At 41.5% G+C, this 17650-nt stretch carries 16 protein-coding genes and 1 pseudogene; all 17 read left to right on the top strand.

Annotated elements, in window-relative coordinates:
- The first annotated feature begins 223 nt into the window (after nt 1-223).
- The 17 genes and pseudogenes from GPK58_RS06485 (at nt 224) to GPK58_RS06410 (ending at nt 17640) form a co-directional block, all read left to right on the top strand.
- Nucleotides 224-937, top strand: coding sequence for a pentapeptide repeat-containing protein (locus tag GPK58_RS06485; RefSeq protein ID WP_252195779.1), 714 nt, complete (start codon nt 224-226; stop codon nt 935-937).
- A 328-nt stretch (nt 938-1265) separates the two neighbouring features.
- Nucleotides 1266-2111: a MerR family transcriptional regulator gene (locus GPK58_RS06480; protein WP_215638378.1), complete on the top strand. Its 846-nt coding sequence runs from the start codon at nt 1266-1268 to the stop codon at nt 2109-2111.
- Nucleotides 2112-2128: 17 nt separating this feature from the next.
- Nucleotides 2129-2338 (top strand): hypothetical protein, encoded by a 210-nt coding sequence (locus GPK58_RS06475; protein WP_118752513.1) that lies wholly within the window; start codon nt 2129-2131, stop codon nt 2336-2338.
- Nucleotides 2339-2559: 221 nt separating this feature from the next.
- Nucleotides 2560-2694, top strand: a complete 135-nt coding sequence (locus GPK58_RS13170) for a hypothetical protein (RefSeq protein WP_256163681.1) — start codon at nt 2560-2562, stop codon at nt 2692-2694.
- 20 nt (nt 2695-2714) lie between these two features.
- A complete protein-coding gene (locus GPK58_RS06470) occupies nt 2715-2891 on the top strand; it encodes a hypothetical protein (protein ID WP_173740227.1) in 177 nt (58 codons plus the stop codon).
- Between the two features lie 2 nt (nt 2892-2893).
- A pseudogene (gene rhuM, locus GPK58_RS06465) lies at nt 2894-3184 on the top strand (RhuM family protein); the annotation flags it as partial.
- A gap of 359 nt (nt 3185-3543) precedes the next feature.
- Nucleotides 3544-4644, top strand: coding sequence for a glycerol dehydrogenase (locus GPK58_RS06460; protein ID WP_215638377.1), 1101 nt, complete (start codon nt 3544-3546; stop codon nt 4642-4644).
- Nucleotides 4645-4801: 157 nt separating this feature from the next.
- Nucleotides 4802-5737 (top strand): helix-turn-helix domain-containing protein, encoded by a 936-nt coding sequence (locus tag GPK58_RS06455; protein ID WP_243113429.1) that lies wholly within the window; start codon nt 4802-4804, stop codon nt 5735-5737.
- 87 nt (nt 5738-5824) lie between these two features.
- A complete protein-coding gene (locus tag GPK58_RS06450) occupies nt 5825-6337 on the top strand; it encodes a hypothetical protein (RefSeq protein ID WP_021651763.1) in 513 nt (170 codons plus the stop codon).
- A 320-nt stretch (nt 6338-6657) separates the two neighbouring features.
- The gene (locus GPK58_RS06445; protein WP_015524390.1) at nt 6658-7947 is read left to right on the top strand and encodes an ABC transporter substrate-binding protein; all 1290 of its coding nucleotides are present in this window, start codon (nt 6658-6660) and stop codon (nt 7945-7947) included.
- A gap of 90 nt (nt 7948-8037) precedes the next feature.
- Nucleotides 8038-8937: a carbohydrate ABC transporter permease gene (locus tag GPK58_RS06440; RefSeq protein WP_129974422.1), complete on the top strand. Its 900-nt coding sequence runs from the start codon at nt 8038-8040 to the stop codon at nt 8935-8937.
- Nucleotides 8930-9760: a carbohydrate ABC transporter permease gene (locus tag GPK58_RS06435; RefSeq protein WP_021651760.1), complete on the top strand. Its 831-nt coding sequence runs from the start codon at nt 8930-8932 to the stop codon at nt 9758-9760. Before GPK58_RS06440 ends, GPK58_RS06435 begins: the two co-directional genes overlap by 8 nt.
- A 181-nt stretch (nt 9761-9941) precedes the next feature.
- Complete coding sequence (locus GPK58_RS06430; RefSeq protein WP_215638376.1) at nt 9942-11966, top strand: beta-galactosidase; 2025 nt, start codon at nt 9942-9944, stop codon at nt 11964-11966.
- Nucleotides 11967-12056: 90 nt separating this feature from the next.
- Nucleotides 12057-13172: a phosphotransferase enzyme family protein gene (locus tag GPK58_RS06425; RefSeq protein ID WP_059085457.1), complete on the top strand. Its 1116-nt coding sequence runs from the start codon at nt 12057-12059 to the stop codon at nt 13170-13172.
- Between the two features lie 34 nt (nt 13173-13206).
- Nucleotides 13207-15369 (top strand): 1,3-beta-galactosyl-N-acetylhexosamine phosphorylase, encoded by a 2163-nt coding sequence (gene gnpA, locus GPK58_RS06420; RefSeq protein ID WP_215638375.1) that lies wholly within the window; start codon nt 13207-13209, stop codon nt 15367-15369.
- 337 nt (nt 15370-15706) lie between these two features.
- Nucleotides 15707-16567 carry an alpha/beta hydrolase gene (locus GPK58_RS06415; protein ID WP_015524395.1) on the top strand — a complete coding sequence of 287 codons (861 nt, stop codon included), beginning with the start codon at nt 15707-15709 and terminating at the stop codon, nt 16565-16567.
- An 83-nt stretch (nt 16568-16650) separates the two neighbouring features.
- Nucleotides 16651-17640, top strand: coding sequence for a guanosine polyphosphate pyrophosphohydrolase (locus GPK58_RS06410; protein ID WP_215638374.1), 990 nt, complete (start codon nt 16651-16653; stop codon nt 17638-17640).
- Nucleotides 17641-17650: the final 10 nt, after the last annotated feature.

Raw genomic sequence — 17650 nt, 5'->3', positions numbered from 1 at the left:
CTTGCGGAAAGCTCGGTTTTCTTGTATGGAAACATATCTACTTTTCGGTCTGACTGGAGAGAAATTGAGTAACCGGAGAATAGCGGTAGGGTTTAGGCTGTGGATTAGATGTCAGAGGTTGTGGCACCGGGATTGTTGCCAGAGCCGACCGCAGTTTAAGCCACTCGATACTAAGAGGCAGACTTGGCAGTGGAATAGATGATATGGAAGGAGGAAGATACCGTTGGGGAGAGCAAAGAAAAAAAGAGTAGCAAAAAGAAGAAAGCGTATGTTTAACAGAAACTCTATAAGAGCAAAAATGGGGAAACCTGTATTTTTCACTTTGACTCACTGCAATAAAAAGATGAGTGGTATATCGAATAAATACAATTATAAAGCGAATATGCATAAGCTTTGCTTTGTAAGTGCACGTTTTTATAATGTAAAGTATCAGGCCTCTATTATGACTGATTGTAATTATCGAGATGCAAATATCATTGGAGTGGATTATTTCAATTGCAACATGCGTGAAACATCATTTAAAAATGCACGATTAAAGAATGTAGTATTTTTTAATTGTAATCTCAAAGGCGTGGATTTTGCAGGAACTCAATTTGATGATGTTACATTTATTAGTACAAATCTGCAGGAGCCAAAAAACCTTAATCTTGATAATCCGGGAATCAGAATTTTACGTACTTATAGGACGATTAATCTTGATAGATTAGTTGAGGACAGATTATTAGTATTGGCGAAGAATAAGTCGATATTTAATGCTAAGGTACTTCATGTGAATAAGAATAAATTAAATCAATGGACGATTGGCTTAATTTATGACAAGTATGGTATCGATGGAATAGACACACTTAGTCGGATTCTATGCAAGAAAGAAAAGTGGAATAATATGTACACTGTCTTTTCGTATATGTTGCTAATTGAAAATTGGAATAAAAAATGATATAATAATTAAGTCCTGCTCCGGAACCAGTGATGGTGTATGCTAACTTGTATAAATGAGGACACATAACATTAGCAAGTATTCGAGGAGGGATGTCTATGATTAGTAATATCTTAACGGTTTTATCTTTTGTTGTATTATTGTTGAGCTCTATAATTGATTGTAACTTCCTATCCCGATTACTCGGGGTTTCGAGCAAATAATAAGTATTTTCACCCTCTTAGGCAGTTTTGTCTCGGAGGGATTTTTTTTACAAATAATTCACAAAAAAGTATTGCTTTGCCATCAGGGCAATGTTTTATAATGGATTGTGTCAGGAGGTGGTGTAGTGGGATACAAAGTTAAATGGGTAGAAGACCATCTTGGAATTTCGCGTAAGGCATTACGTAACTATGAAAGACTTGGTTTAATGCCACCAAATAAAGGTGGAAAATATCGAGATTATTCGGATGAAGATATTGACCGTATATGGAGTATAAAACTTCTTCAAGGTGTAGGGTACTCGTTAGCAGAAATTCGCGAGCTCATGGATAATCCAGAAGCAGATTTTTATAAATCAATCTCAGAGAAAGTTGTTGAGCTTGAAAGAAAACGAGATGACATTACAAATTTCATAGAATTTGCGAAAACCATCAAGCTTACAGGTCGAGTTCCAACCACTAAAGAAGTGGGTAGCATTAGGTATTCCGAGTTCATGGAGTATTCAAGGGAAAATTGGAACTTTTATATTGAACCAAAAGCGGCTTCCTATTTAGATGCAATGGAATTAACACAGAATGCTAATGAACAGGAACTTTCTGAAATTGATATTGACAGATTAGAGTCTCTTGCAAATTTGATGAGGGATTATAAGGAAATGCAATACACATATACGATAAATGCCTACTATCAAATATTATCAAGAATGAAGTCACTTGACTTTAACAGTGAAGCAGTACAGACTGTGGTTGAACAGTTGTTCTGTTTTCTTTCAGAGTGTGATACAGCTAAGGAAATTGGAGAAAAATACACACCTGTTTTCTTTTCAAAATTTACAGCACCATTTTTCTTAGAGGGAAGTGATATTGGAGAAATAAACATTGCTACATATGGAAGAGAAGGGGCTGAATTTATTGCAAGGGCTATAGCTTTCTTTGGAGGCTTTGATTCTCTAGATGATTTATACGAACTGTAAGGAATGGAGGAAAAGAAATGCTTGTTTTAGGAATTAACAAAATTTTGAATTGGTGTCAAATTATTTCCGGAGGCAGAACATATACTTGTCCGACGAAGCTGATTGACGGAAAGTTGGTTTTTCATTTCAAGAAAGAATGGCATAGTGTGGCAGAGTTTGTTTCTGACCATGCGGAGGAACTTGTTTCAGAAGGCGGTAAGATTTTCTCTCGCCCATTCAAAAAGTAGGAGGTAATTGTTATGAGATGTGCAAATTGTGGAAATGAAGATGAGAATACTCTATGGGACGAGGGAGGTACAATTTATTGTTCTCGCTGTACTCATAGAACGAGAACCTCTGATGGAGAAGAGGACTTGGTTGAATGCCCTCATTGTCATGAGATGAGAGATAGCAAGGCATATTATTGCAGACATTGTAATATGCCGTTCTAACAGAGGAAGGTGAAAAAATGACCAGAGATGAACTTAAAGAACAGATTGATGAGTTGATGAGAGAGTATGCTGATGAAGAAATTGATGGTGCTACATACTCACAAAGAATGAAGGAGTTAACCACAACAGCTCAGAATGAAAACGATGATTGATAGAAGGGAGAAAGTGTATTATGACAAAAAGTGAAGCAGAAATTTTTATTGATGAAATGGAATCAATAGGTGATGTTTGGACAGTGGAGCAGGTTATGGATGTGTATGGGAATGTCACATTAGAAATGGCTTTAAAAGATCGTAAGGCATCAGTGGGAACATTTATGAATATTATAAGTGCTGTAATTCAGAAATAACTCTTGATGTTATTATTTCTGTTGGCTATCGTGTAAAATCAAAACGAGGAATACAGTTCAGAATCTGGGTAACCGGGATTCTAAAAGAATACATGAGAAAAGGTTTTGTCTTAGATGACGATCGTTTGAAAAATCTGGGTGGTGGTGGATATTTCAAGGAATTATTGGAGAGAATCCGTGATATTCGTGATATTCGTGCATCCGAGAAAGTGTTTTATCGTCAGATACTGGAAAGTTATGCAACGAGCATAGATTATGATCCGAAAGCGGAAATATCCATTGTATTTTTCAAAATGTAGTTGCCAAGAATTATGGAGCGATCTGCTTGATCAGTATGCCAAATATCATAAAACACTGCACTTTGATCAAATCAATTAAGTCCCCTGAAACATACCATGTTCCTTATACAGAAGTCGTAAGCTGTAAATTCCAAAACGATGCAAATTTGGGTGGGCACTGCAATGTTTTCTGACATATGCAGGATAGTAGATTGACTGGGAGAAAAAGAAAATTGCTTAACAGCTTTTCAGATCAGGTGATGCTGCATAAATCCTCAAATACTCCTTGCAATAAAAAAATACAGCAATTATAATATAAATACAAAAGCCGGATGCGGAGGCTGACTTCTGAAAACAAAGAAAGGAAGTATAAAATGGCGAAAATTTTAATCAGTCCATCCAAATATTTACAGGGTGCGGGAGAAATGAAGAATCTTGGAACTTATGCTGCAAAGAGCGGAAAAAAAGCGTTGGTTCTGATCAGTAAAGGCGGATATAAAAGAATCGGTAAAACGATCGAAGAGAGCTTTGCTGAGAGTACCTGTGAGGTGGTTTTTGATTATTTTAACGGAGAATGCTGTAACAGTGAGATTGATCGTCTGATAAAGATCGTAAAAGATGAGCAGTGTGATCTTACCATTGGTATTGGTGGAGGAAAGATCTTTGATACAGCGAAGGCAGTTGCATACTATGCGGGAACACCGGTATTTATCTGTCCGACGATCGCATCTACAGATGCCCCTTGCAGTGCTTTGTCTGTTATTTATACAGAAGAAGGAGTTTTTGAAAAATATCTGTTTCTTCCGGCGAATCCGAATCTTGTTCTGATGGATACAGATATCATCACCAAATCGCCGGTTCGTCTTACTGTGGCTGGTATGGGAGATGCACTGGCAACATATTTTGAGGCAAGGGCATGCAAGAGAAGCGGAGCAACTTCCTGTGCAGGAGGTAAGACAACAGAGGCTGCCATGGCACTGGCTGAACTTTGCTTTAATACCTTGATGGATGAGGGCGTAAAAGCTAAGATAGCTCTGGAAGCAGGCGTATGCACACCGGCAGTTGAGAAAGTGATTGAGGCTAATACACTTCTTTCTGGAATTGGTTTTGAAAGTGCAGGACTTGCAGGTGCACATGCGATCCATAACGGATTTACTGTACTGGAAGAATGCCATCATATGTATCATGGAGAAAAAGTTGCATTCGGAACCATCACACAGCTGGTACTGGAGAATATTCCCCAGGAAGATCTGGAAGAGATCATCTTATGGTGCATTGAAGTAGGACTTCCTGTTACTCTGGCAGAGCTTGGAGCTGGGAAGGTAACGGATGAGCAGCTTATGGAAGTTGCCACAACTGCATGTGCGGAGAATGATACACTTCACAACATGCCATTTGAAGTTACACCGGAAACTGTATTTGCAGCAATCAAAGCGGCAGATGCATATGGAAGATATTACCTGGATGAGGAATAAACAGATAAAAAGTAAATAGCTGATATAAAAATTGCAATCTGCAGAAACAAGAGTTATCAAGTATTGTTATCCTGCAGGTTGCTTTTTTTTATGTATGGCTGTAATATAACAGAAAGATCAGTAAATATTGGAACAGAAAACATACGGAGGAATATTTGTGGCAAAAAAACGAAAACCCAAAATGGAGCTTCGATATTATAAGATGCCGGAGGGGAGCCCCATCCTTGCATTGCTTGGACAGAAGTGGGTTCAGAATTATGGGAACGATATCGATTATCTCCATTTTCATAATTATCTGGAAATCGGATTCTGCTATGAAGGACAGGGATTTATGATACTTGGAGAGGATAAGGTACAGTTTCATGACCGGGATTTTACGGTGATCCCATCCAATTATCCACATACCACAAACAGTGATATTGGAACTATCAGCCGCTGGGAGTATCTTTTTATTGATGTAGAAGGATTCCTGGATAAATTTATTAATAATTCGGTAAAAAAAGAAAAAATCGTTCAGCGGATCAACTCCAGATCACTTTTTCTGAATGAAAAAGAAAACCGATCCATGGCAGGTAAGATCCTTAAGATCCTGGATATCATGCGGGATGGAGAGGAATTTTATCTGGAAGAAGCTAAGGGAGTTTTGGCATCGCTTCTTGTGGAAATCGCAAGGATAAACCGGGATTCAGGCGAAGAACGTTACAGCGAAGGCAGAGGAAAAGTCATGGATATGATATCCAGGTTCCAGGATTATATTTCTGATCATTACATGGAGGATCTTCGTATTGACGAACTGGCAGAATACTGTCATATCAGTGAAACTCATTTGCGCCGGATATTTACGACTTACATGAAGATGAGCCCGCTGGAATACATCAATACGATCCGTATCCAGGCGGCCTGTGATTATCTGAAAAAAACAGATCAGCCAATTGCAGATATAGCACATAAGTGTGGCTTTACCACCAATTCCACATTTAATCGGAATTTTCGTCAGGTTACGGGAATGACACCGCTGGAGTGGAGAAAACGTCCGGAGAACTATGAACAGCAGCTTCTTAAGTTTGACATCCATTCAGAGGAAGGCTGGTAAAACAACAAAACCAGATCTGTGGATCTGTCACGACAGAATAGAAATATCAGACTGTATGCGGATCAGGCAGATAGAAAGAGGTAAGAAATGTACGATTACAGGATTGTGGAGCAGGTCTCCAGAAAAAAGAAACATATGTCAGGAGCTCTCAGAAAAGTAATGGTGATCTTTGCGGCAATTTTTGTACTGATGGGTATCACGATCTCTCAGGCATTCATGCTTCCGGGATTTCTTCTGGCGCTGCTTTACTTTGCTTATGACATATTCAGCCAGAGAGACTATGAATATACCATGGAAAACGGACAACTGACCATAGATGTGATCTATGGTAAAAAATATCGTAAAACAGCTCACGTGCTGAAGCTTGAGGAGATGGAAGTGACAGCACCTCACTATCATGAAAAAGTGGCAAAATATAAAAAGAATACCGGAACGGAGAAACTGAAAAAATACGATTATACCTCTTATGAAGATGATGTGCCTTACTATACCATGATCATTCAGGAAGATGGACGTAAAATAAAACTTCTTCTGGATCTGACAGAGGAAATGCTGCATACGATGAAAACGCAGTTTCCTGAAAGGGTTTATTTTGCATAATATGCAGAAATGTTTGTGAAATATGTATGAAAAACAACATAAAATTTTATGAAATAGAAACAAAAACCTTCTTTTTTGACAAAAAATGTTCGCACAATGTCAAAAAAGAAGGTTTTTTTGGGGCATCCTGACGAATGTAAAAAGAAAAAATCCTCAAAGTGCATATTTTTTGTAAAAATATAGCGTGACAATAGTGCACAATCAATAAAATGGTTGAAATTGCACATTATATGAACAATTCTGCAAACTATAGAGGAAATACGTATGCTATAATCCATTCATAAGCAAACGGGAAATGCTTAATAAAGGAGGAAAAGTAAATGAAGAAAAAATTACTCGCAGTATTAATGACAGGTATCATGGCAATGTCTTTTGCTGCAACTACTACAGCAGTATATGCAAAAGGTGATGACGATAACACCCTGACTGTATGGGCATGGGATCAGAACTTCAACATCAAGGCTATGAATATTGCAGGTGAGCAGTATGCAAAGGATCACGAAGGATTCAAGGTTGATGTAGTTGAGACATCTTCTGATGACTGCCAGACCAAACTTACAACAGCAGCAAACGCCGGAGATTACAGCACACTTCCGGACATCGTTCTGATGCAGGACAACAGCTATCAGAAGTATCTGAAGAGTTATCCGGATGCTTTCACAGATCTGAAGGATATGGATATCAACTGGGATGATTTCGGAAAACTGAAACAGTCCTACTCCATGGTAGATGACACACATTACGGAGTTCCGTTTGATAACGGTGCAACAATTGCCTGCTATCGTACAGATATCCTGGAAGAAGCAGGATATACCATTGATGATCTTACAGATATCACATGGAGCAAATTCATGGAGATCGGAAAAGACGTTCACGAAAAAACAGGTAAATATCTCCTTACAAGTGAAGCAACAGGTGGCGATACTCTGATGATGATGATCCAGTCCTGTGGAGCAAACTTCGTAAATGATGACGGAGAGGCTTATATCGTTGGCAACGATGTAGCAGAGAAATGCGTAGATCTTTATGTGGATCTTGTAAAGAACAATGTTGTTAAATTAGTAAATAACTGGGATGAGTACATCTCCACAATCACAGGCGGAGAGGCTGCCGGTATCGTTAACGGTAACTGGATCACAGCTACACTGATGGGAACAGAGGATCAGAAGGGTCTGTGGCAGATCACAACAATGCCGAAAGTTGACGGCGTTGATACAGCTACAAACTATGCAAACAATGGCGGATCTTCCTGGTACATTACATCTAACTGCAAGAATGTAGAGCTTGCTGAGGACTTCCTTGCAAGTACATTTGGTTCCAGCACAGACTTCTATGATGCAATCCTTCCGGAAACAGGTGCAATTTCCTGCTACCTGCCGGCTGGTGAGTCTGAGGTTTACAATGAGCCAAGCGAGTTCTTCAATAACCAGCCGATCTTCTCAACAATTGTAGAGTACTCTTCACACATTCCGGAATTTACAAAAACTCCGTACCACTATGAGGCAAGAGAGTGCATCAACACAGCTGTTGTTAATATTGTAAACGGCGCAGATAAAGAATCTGCACTTCAGGAAGCACAGGATACACTGGCATTCAAGATGACAGAGTAAAACTGAAATATTAATGAAATACAGAGCAGGGGACTGCATGCAGTCCCTTGTCTTATGTAAAGGTTTAGATGTTTGAAAGGAGGAGTTCCTGTGAATTCCAAAAAAAGTGGCATGTCTCTGGTAGCGAAACAAAGAGCGGCCGGCTGGATCTTTCTGGCACCGGCAACCATTATGATCGCTGTCATGAGTTTTTATCCGATGATCCGCGCATTTATCATTTCTTTACAGACAGGTGCCGGAGCAAACATGAGGTTTGCGGATCCGATCTTCAGTAACTATAAACGTATTATGGTGGATAAGGTATTCCAGCAGTCCATTGTCAATACATTTCTGTATCTTATTATCCAGGTGCCGATCATGCTGGTCCTTGCGATCCTGCTCGCACAGCTTCTGAATAACAAAGATCTGAAATTCAAAGGATTTTTCCGTACATGCGTATTCCTTCCATGTGCGACATCTCTTGTATCTTATTCCCTGATCTTCCGTTCCATGTTTGCAACAGATGGCCTGATCAACAGTATCCTGATCAAACTTGGAATTTTAACAACCGGTTATAACTTCCTTGGAAACTCCACAAGTGCAAAGATTGTTATTATCATCGCGCTGATCTGGAGATGGACTGGATATAACATGGTATTTTATCTTGCGGGACTTCAGAATATCGAATATTCCGTATATGAGGCAGCAAAGATCGATGGAGCCAATGGCTGGAAGACTTTCTGGAAGATTACAGTACCGCTTCTGAAACCGACGATCATCATGACATTCATCATGTCTATTAATGGTACACTGCAGTTGTTCGATGAGTCTGTCAACCTGACAAAAGGTGGCCCGGCTAACTCAACCATCACAATGTCTCACTATGTTTACAATACATGTTTTATTAATGTGCCAAACTTCGGATATGCTGCAGCAATGTCATTTATCATATTTATCATGGTAGCGATCCTGGCCTTTATCAATTTGAAAGTAGGTGATACACGTGACTGAGAAAAAGAATAAATCCGCAATTCAGAGAAGATTGATCCCTACATATATTTTTCTGATCATCGTATCATTTATCTCTGTATTTCCACTGTATTGGATGATCTCTGCGGCAACCAATACATCCACAGATGTATCCAGAGGCCGTATCCTTCCGGGTACATATTTTATGCAGAACTTTAAAAACCTGACTGCACAGCAGCCGCTGTGGAGAGCTCTTGGAAACTCTCTGTTTTATGCAGTTCTTACTACAGTGATCTGCCTTCTGATCTGTTCTATCGCAGGTTATGGCTTTGAGGTATATCATGACAGATGGAAAGACAGACTGTTTTCCACCCTGCTTCTTGCAATGATGGTTCCGCAGGTTGCAACGATGGTTCCTTTATTTAAGATGTTTTCAAAAGCCGGACTCTTAAATACAGCGGTAGGTTTTATCCTTCCGATCATTTCCACACCATTTATGATCATGATGTTCCGTCAGAATGCCAGAGCATTTCCTATCGATATCATTGAGGCAGCACGGATTGACGGATTAAGCGAGGTAAGGATCTTTTTCCAGATGTTTATCCCGACTATGAAATCTACTTATGCGGCGGCAGCAGTTATCACATTTATGAATGCATGGAATTCCTATCTGTGGCCGAAGGTAATCATGACAGATAATAAGGCGATGACCATGCCGATGTTGATCGCCAATCTGATCACAGGATATGTAACGGATTACGGCATGCTGATGTGCGGCGTATTATTCTGTTCCATTCCGACCATGATCGTATTCTTCGTATTACAGAAACAGTTCGCAGAGGGTATTACCGGAGCTGTAAAATAATTTTAAAACAAAAAGGATGCTGCCGAAATCTGTAGGTATATTGTATAATATGCTTTAACTGGATCACGCAGCATTCTTTTTATACCAGATCAACTGTGGATCAGTTGTCTGGTATAAATTTTCTCAGAGAAGAGGATGCTTTTGTCCGCTTGATGTGAATCAAATCATAAGGAGATAAAAAATGGCAGAGCAGATTAGATACAGCCATTATCTGCACGGTGGCGATTACAACCCTGAGCAGTGGCTGGACAGACCGGATATTCTGAAAAAAGATATCGAATATTTCAAAAAAGCCCATATCAATACCGTTTCCATGGGAATGTTTTCCTGGGCAGTGCTGGAGCCAGAAGAGGGAAGATATAACTTTGACTGGCTGGAAGAAGTGATCGATAATCTGTATAAAGAAGGAATTTATACGATACTTTCCACACCATCCGGAGCAAGACCGAAATGGATGGCAGATAAATATGAAGAAGTTCTTCGCATGGATCCGGATCGCACGAGAAGATTTTTCGGTGGAAGACATAATCACTGTTATACTTCTCCAGTATACAGGGAAAAAGTCTACAATATTAATAAGAAGCTTTCTGAACGTTTCGGAAAACATCCCGCAGTGCTTTTGTGGCATATTTCCAATGAATATGGCGGAGAATGCCACTGTCCTCTGTGCCGGGAAAAATTCCGGGAATGGCTGAAAGAAAAATACGGGACCATCGAAAATTTAAATTCCAGCTGGTGCACAACATTTTGGAGCCATACCTATAACAGCTTTGATCAGATCGAAAGTCCTTCGCCAAAGGGGGAAAATGCTCTTCATGCACTTACCTTGGACTGGAAACGTTTTGTTACAGACAGGACTGTGGATTTTATGAAGCATGAGATTTCTGCGATCCGTGCAGGTGGTTCCGAGCTTCCGGCAACTGCCAATCTGATGTATGACTACAACGGACTGGACTATAAAAAATTTAAGGATGTTATGGATATTGCATCCTGGGATAATTATCCAAGCTGGCATAAAAAAGACAATTATACCACAGCGTTGGACGGAGCCATGCAGCATGATCTTATGCGAAGCATCAAGAAAGCACCGTTTCTTCTGATGGAATCCTGTCCCTCTGCGACCAACTGGAAACCTATCAACAAGCTGAAAAAACCAGGAATACATCTGGCTGCCTCTCTGCAGGCAGTTGCTCATGGTTCAGACAGTGTTCTGTATTTCCAGCTTCGTCAGAGCCAGGGAGCCTCTGAGAAATTCCATGGTGCGGTGATCGATCACTACGGTGGGGATGATACTCGTATTTTCCGCGAAGTGACAGAGGTAGGAGAAGCGTTGGAGCAGATCCGGGAAACTGCTGGAAGCGTGACGAAGTCTCCGGTGGCTGTTCTCTATGACCGGGAAAATGACTGGGCGCTGAAGGATGCGCAGGGACCTCGAAACGAGGATATGCATTATCAGGAAAATGTACTGAAACAGTATCGTGCTCTCCGAAGAAAAGGCTATAATACAGATATCATCAATATGGAACATGATCTGTCCCGGTACCGTTTGGTAACGGCACCGATGGCCTACATGTTTTATCATGGATATGCCGAAAAGCTTCGCGCTTTTGCAAAAAACGGTGGTACTCTGGTAATTTCCTACTGGTCCGGACTTGTAGATGAAACAGATAAATGCTATCTGGAGGGAACCCCTCACGGACTGATGGAAGCAGCTGGTATCCGTACGGAAGAAATCGATGCACTTTATGACTGGGAAGAAAACGTAGGTATCCCGGAAACAGGAAATCATCTCAGAATTACAGAAAGCTATACCTGCAAAAATCTCTGTGAGCTTGCAAAGGTTTCCGATGCGGAAGTACTGCTGCGTTATGGAAGGGATTTCTATCAGGGGTATCCGGTACTGACTCACAAGAAATACGGAAAGGGCCATGTTTATTATGTGGCGGCAGATATGGAAGCAGCCTTTTATGAGGATTTTCTGGGAAGGGCAGCAGAGGAAGCAGGCGTGAAGATGCCGCTTACATTTATACCGGAAGGTATTTCTGTGACAACCAGAGAAAATGAGGATACGGAATATCTGTTTATCCAGAATTTCGGAGAAAAGACAGAAACGGTTTCTGTCCCGGGGGATTACGAAGTTCTCTACGGATCAACGGATGAAAATATGGCTCCGCTTGCCACCAGGATCTTAAAGCGGAAAAAATAATCATAGTAAAAAAATCACAGCAAAAAGTATAAAGCATATTTGGTTTCGGACGGTATGCTTTTTACTGCTGTCTGGGAAAGAGAAGGTAAAATGGCAGGTACACCAAAAGAAAAGATAAAAAGAATAGCGGATCAGTTTGCATTTACCGGAGAACTGGTTTCCTGCGGCCCCTGCGGAAGCGGGCATATCAACGAAACCTATATGCTTAGATATCGGATCGGAGAGATGGGGTCCATTAAGGTGATCCTTCAGAAGATCAATCGGGAGATCTTTCAGAAACCGGAAGAACTGATGGAGAACATTGCCGGAGTCACCAGGCATCTGAAAAAGAAAGTTCTTCAGAAGGGGGGAGATCCGGAACGGGAGGTTCTGAACCTGATTCCGACAAAGGACGGGAAGGCATTCCTGACAGATGAAAACGGAGAATGCTGGAGAGCTTATATTTTTATTACCGACGCAGTAAGCTATGATCTGGCGGAAAAACCGGAGGATTTTTATGAAAGTGCAGTTGCATTTGGAAAATTCCAGGAAATGCTGGCGGATTACCCGGCAGAGACTCTGCATGAAACGATAAAGGATTTCCATGATACAAAGAAACGTTTTCAGACTTTGAAAAATGCCATAGAGAAGGACAGCTGCCATCGTGCCGCATCCGTAAAAGAAGAGATCGCATTTGCGTTTCAGCATGAGTATCTGGCAAATGTATTCGGTGAGCTTCTGGCAAAAGGTGAGGTGCCCCTTCGGGTAACACACAACGATACGAAGCTGAATAACGTTATGATCGACCTGGAAACAGGAAGGGGAATCTGTGTAGTGGACCTGGACACGGTTATGCCGGGACTTGCCATGAATGATTTTGGAGATTCCATTCGTTTCGGGGCCAGCACTGCATTGGAGGATGAGAAAGATTTAAGCAAAGTTTCCTGTGATATGGAGCTCTATGAAATCTATGTAAAAGGCTTTCTGGAAAGCTGTGGAGATAAGCTCAGTGCAAAAGAGATCGAGATGCTTCCCATGGGAGCTAAGGTGATGACTTATGAATGCGGCATTCGCTTTCTTACCGATTATCTGGAAGGAGATCATTATTTTAAGATCGACCGGGAAGAACACAATCTAGACCGCTGCCGCACACAGTTTAAGCTGGTGGCTGATATGGAACAGAAATGGGATACTATGCAGACGATCGTGAAAAAATATCAGAAATAAAAAAAACAGGGGTTTTTACAATGGAGGTAAAGCGATGAGCGAAACAAAAGGAAGAGTGACTATTCCGACAGATCTGGATGTGATTCCGGAGACACTGAAAATGCTGGACGAGTGGGGTGCAGATGCCATCCGTGACTGTGACGGAACGGAATTTCCGGCAGAGTTGAAGAAAACCGGCGCAAAGATTTATGCAACTTATTATACCACCAGAAAGGATAATGCCTGGGCAAAGGCCCATCCGGAAGAAATCCAGCAGATGTATATCATGACATCCTTTCACACGGCAGTGTCGGATACTCTGGAAATCCATCTGATGGATCATCTGTATCCGGATATGCTGGCTGTGAATACAAGAGATGATATCAGAAGATGGTGGGAAGTCATTGACCGGACTACAGGGGAAGCTGTCAGTACAGAGGAATGGTCATACGATGAAAAAAACGGAAATGTTGTGATCAGGCCGGCGAAAGAGTTTCATGAGTATACGGTAAGTTTTCTTGCATATATCATGTGGGATCCGGTACATATGTACAATGCAGTTGTCAATGACTGGAAGGATGTAGAGCCTCAGATCACTTTTGATGTGCGTCAGCCCGCAACACGTGCACATTCCATGGATCGCCTCCGCAGATTTCTGGATTCCCATGATTATGTGAATGTAGTACGATTTACTACCTTTTTTCACCAGTTCACACTGATCTTTGATGAGATGGCACGGGAAAAATATGTAGACTGGTTCGGGTATTCCGCTTCGGTGAGCCCCTATATCCTGGAACAGTTTGAGCAGGAAGTGGGATATAAGTTCCGTCCGGAGTTTATCATTGATCAGGGATATATGAACAACACTTATCGGATCCCATCAAAAGAGTTTAAAGATTTCCAGGCCTTCCAGAGACGGGAAGTGGCGAAGCTTGCAAAGGAAATGGTAGACATTGTCCATGAATACGGAAAAGAGGCCATGATGTTCATGGGCGATCACTGGATCGGTATGGAGCCCTTTATGGATGAGTTTGCTTCCATCGGGCTGGATGCGGTAGTGGGAAGCGTCGGAAACGGAGCGACCCTACGTTTGTTCAGTGATATTAAACATGTAAAATATACAGAGGGAAGATTTCTGCCGTACTTTTTCCCGGACACCTTCCATGAGGGCGGGGATCCTGTAAAAGAGGCAAAAGTAAACTGGGTGACTGCAAGAAGAGCTATCCTTCGAAGTCCGATCCAGAGAATTGGATACGGCGGTTATCTGAAACTGGCTCTGGAATTTCCGGATTTTGTACAGTATATCAAGGAAGTCTGCCAGGAATTCCGTGTGCTCTACGACAATATCCAGGGAACCACACCGTACTGCGTAAAACGTGTGGCTGTTTTAAACTGCTGGGGAAAAATGCGCTCCTGGGGCAACCATATGGTACATCATGCCATCTATTACAAGCAGAACTATTCCTATTTCGGAATTATCGAGGCATTAAGTGGTGCGCCTTTTGATGTTTCCTTTATCAGCTTTGACGATATCCGTGAGGATAAAGATCTACTGAATGATTTTGATGTGATCATCAATGTAGGTGATGCGGACACTGCACAGTCCGGTGGTGAGAACTGGGCAGATCCGGAAATCCTTACAGCAGTGCGGAAATTTGTCTATAATGGCGGCGGATTTATTGGCGTCGGTGAACCGGCAGCTCATCAGTGGCAGGGAAAATTCTTCCAGCTGGATGACATCCTTGGTGTAGAGGAAGAAAGAGGATTTAATCTTAATACCGATAAATACAACTGGGAAGAGCATAAAGATCATTTTATCCTGAAGGATACAGATGGAACCGTAGATTTCGGTGAGGGGAAAAAGAATATCTTTGCACTTCCGGATACGAAGATCCTTATCCAGAAAGATCAGGAAGTCCAGATGGCAGTAAAAACCTTCGGAAAAGGCCGGGGCGTTTATATCAGCGGACTTCCGTACAGCTTTTGCAACAGCCGTATTCTTTACAGAGCCGTACTCTGGTCAGCGGCAGCGGAAGGTGAGCTTCACCGTTGGTTTTCTTCCAATTATAATGTGGAAGTACATGCTTATGTGAAAAATAAAAAGTATTGTGTGGTAAACAACACCTATGAGCCACAGGACACTACGGTTTACACAGGGGATGGAAAGAGCTTTGACCTTCATCTGGAAGCTAATGAGATCCGCTGGTATCAGATCTGAGAAAGCAGGATACAGGTTTACTGATAAAGAAAAGCTGTGAAATTGTCTGAGGGCGTTGACAGAGAAAAAAACTTATAATATAATAAATCCATTCCAAAAGTAGGAAAACAAAGCTGTTGTAATAGAGAAAATCTATTATAACAGCTTTTTGTTATTGCTGACAAACAATTTTACTTACAAAGAGGAGGGATTTATGAACAAAAAGATCAAAACCCTGTTTTGCAGAAAAAGAGTGCTTTTTCTCCGAAAAATAAAAGCAGAAAAAGCAGTATTGTGATAAAATAAAAGAAAAATATTTCAAAGATAAAATGATCAGAAGAAAAGAGGTAGATAGATTATGATAAAAGCAGAAAAAAAGACACTGAAGCTTTCGGTAGAGAAGCCTCAGTATATTACAGTAAATGATATTACTTACGCACAGGTGGATTCCTGGTTCGGACATTGCAGGCGGGATCTGAAACTGGATATAATCTACCCGGAAACAAAAGATGGAAAAATCTATCCCTGCATCCTCTGGATCTGTGGAGGCGCATGGCTGATGATGGATAAATCCGCACATAATCTTTATCTGAGCAGACTGGCATCCAGTGGCTTTGTAGTGGCAAGTGTGGAGTATCGTACTTCCAATCAGGGCCCGTATCCCATGCCGCTGCAGGATGTAAAGGCAGCTATCCGTTATCTGAAAGCCCATGCAGACCGGTTCCGCATCAACAAAGAGCAGATAGGAGTTATGGGAGAGTCTGCCGGAGGATATCTTACCTGTATGGCTGCGCTGGACAATGATCCGGCTCTGGATGTGGGAGAGTATCTGGAAGAATCCAGTAAGGTACAGGCTGCCTGCCCATGGTATCCGCCTACGGATCTTTCCGCATTTCCATGTGAATCTGCAGAAAAATGTGCTTCTTCCGCAGAATCCCTTCTGCTTGGATTTAATTCCATGTTAAATAAAGAAAAGGCATACCAGAGCAGTCCGGTTTCCAAGGTTACGAAGGATGCACCGCCATTTCTGATCATCCATGGCAACTGCGATCAGGTCGTTCCTTATGTTCAGTCGGAAACTTTATACGGACTTCTGGAGAAAAAAGACTGTGATGTCACTTTGCTGACACTGGATGGTGCAGACCATGCAGATATCCAGTTTTTCCAGGATGAGGTGTGGAACCGGATCGCAGAGTTTTTCCATGAAAAACTGAAATAAATAAAAGACAGGAACACAGATCATCCAGCAGTTGTTGTAAATATGTGATCCTGAAAAGACCAAAATAGAAAAGAGAAACACAAATGATAACATTAAACGATTATCTGTATTCCGGAGATACTCTTCTCCGGATACTGAAGAAATACATTCGGGATCTTAGGACAGAGGCGAAGGAAAAACATAATGAGATCGATCTGGTACACTGTAATTTTTTGATCCAGATACAGGAGCTTCTGGAGCATAATGATTTCCTCACTGCCCAGTCTCAGAAGATCCGGGAATTTTATAAATATATGGCAGGGGAATATCCGTTTCTGGCGTTTACCTTCAAGGGAAGAATCAAATCCCTGATCCGTGCGGAGGAAAAATTTAACGGATATGTAGTAGAATTTATTTATGACTACTATAAAGAATATGGGGAATATCCTTCCGTATCCCAGATCAAGGAACGGTTAAGCTGTTTCCGCGATTTTATTGCCTACAGGATCGTTATCGCCATGCCCAGATGTCATCTGAAAAATGGTGAGAATGTCAGAGAAGAAGAGCTTCGTTATCTTTATGAGATCGCCAATGTACTTCCGGGATTTCTGGAAGAAAGAGGATTTACCGCAGAGCCGGCCAGAGGAGTGCAGGAAAGTACATCGCCACTGCTCAGCAGGGAAGCAAAGCCTTACTATAGGGATTACATCTGTAATAACAGTGAGGATGATTATCAGTCCCTGCATATCACGTTTTATGATAACAGTTCCCGAAGCTATATGGAAGTACAGCTGCGGACCAAAGACATGGATGATGTTGCGGAGATTGGTTCCGCCAACCATTTAAGCTATGAGAAAAAACAGGAAAGTGAACGCAGGAGAAGGGACGCGATTCCCCAGGGGGAATGTATCTATTTTGATGAGGCTTATGAGCGGGGTATGCGACTTCTTGGACTGGATCTTGCTGCGCTGGACGTTAATATGTTTGGTGCGGTAAACAACAGCCTGATCAATGATGGCTGCGGACTGTTCCGCGGAAGGATGATCCTTCCTTATGAGCATCTTTCCCGTTTTCAGAATGATATCGTTGACTGAGGGAGGATGA

Source organism: Blautia sp. MCC270 (assembly GCF_018785605.1).
GTDB classification, from domain to species: Bacteria; Bacillota; Clostridia; order Lachnospirales; family Lachnospiraceae; genus Blautia_A; species Blautia_A fusiformis.
The sequence above is the reverse complement of the archived record's forward strand: the minus strand, read 5'-3'. Positions and strand labels throughout refer to the sequence as shown.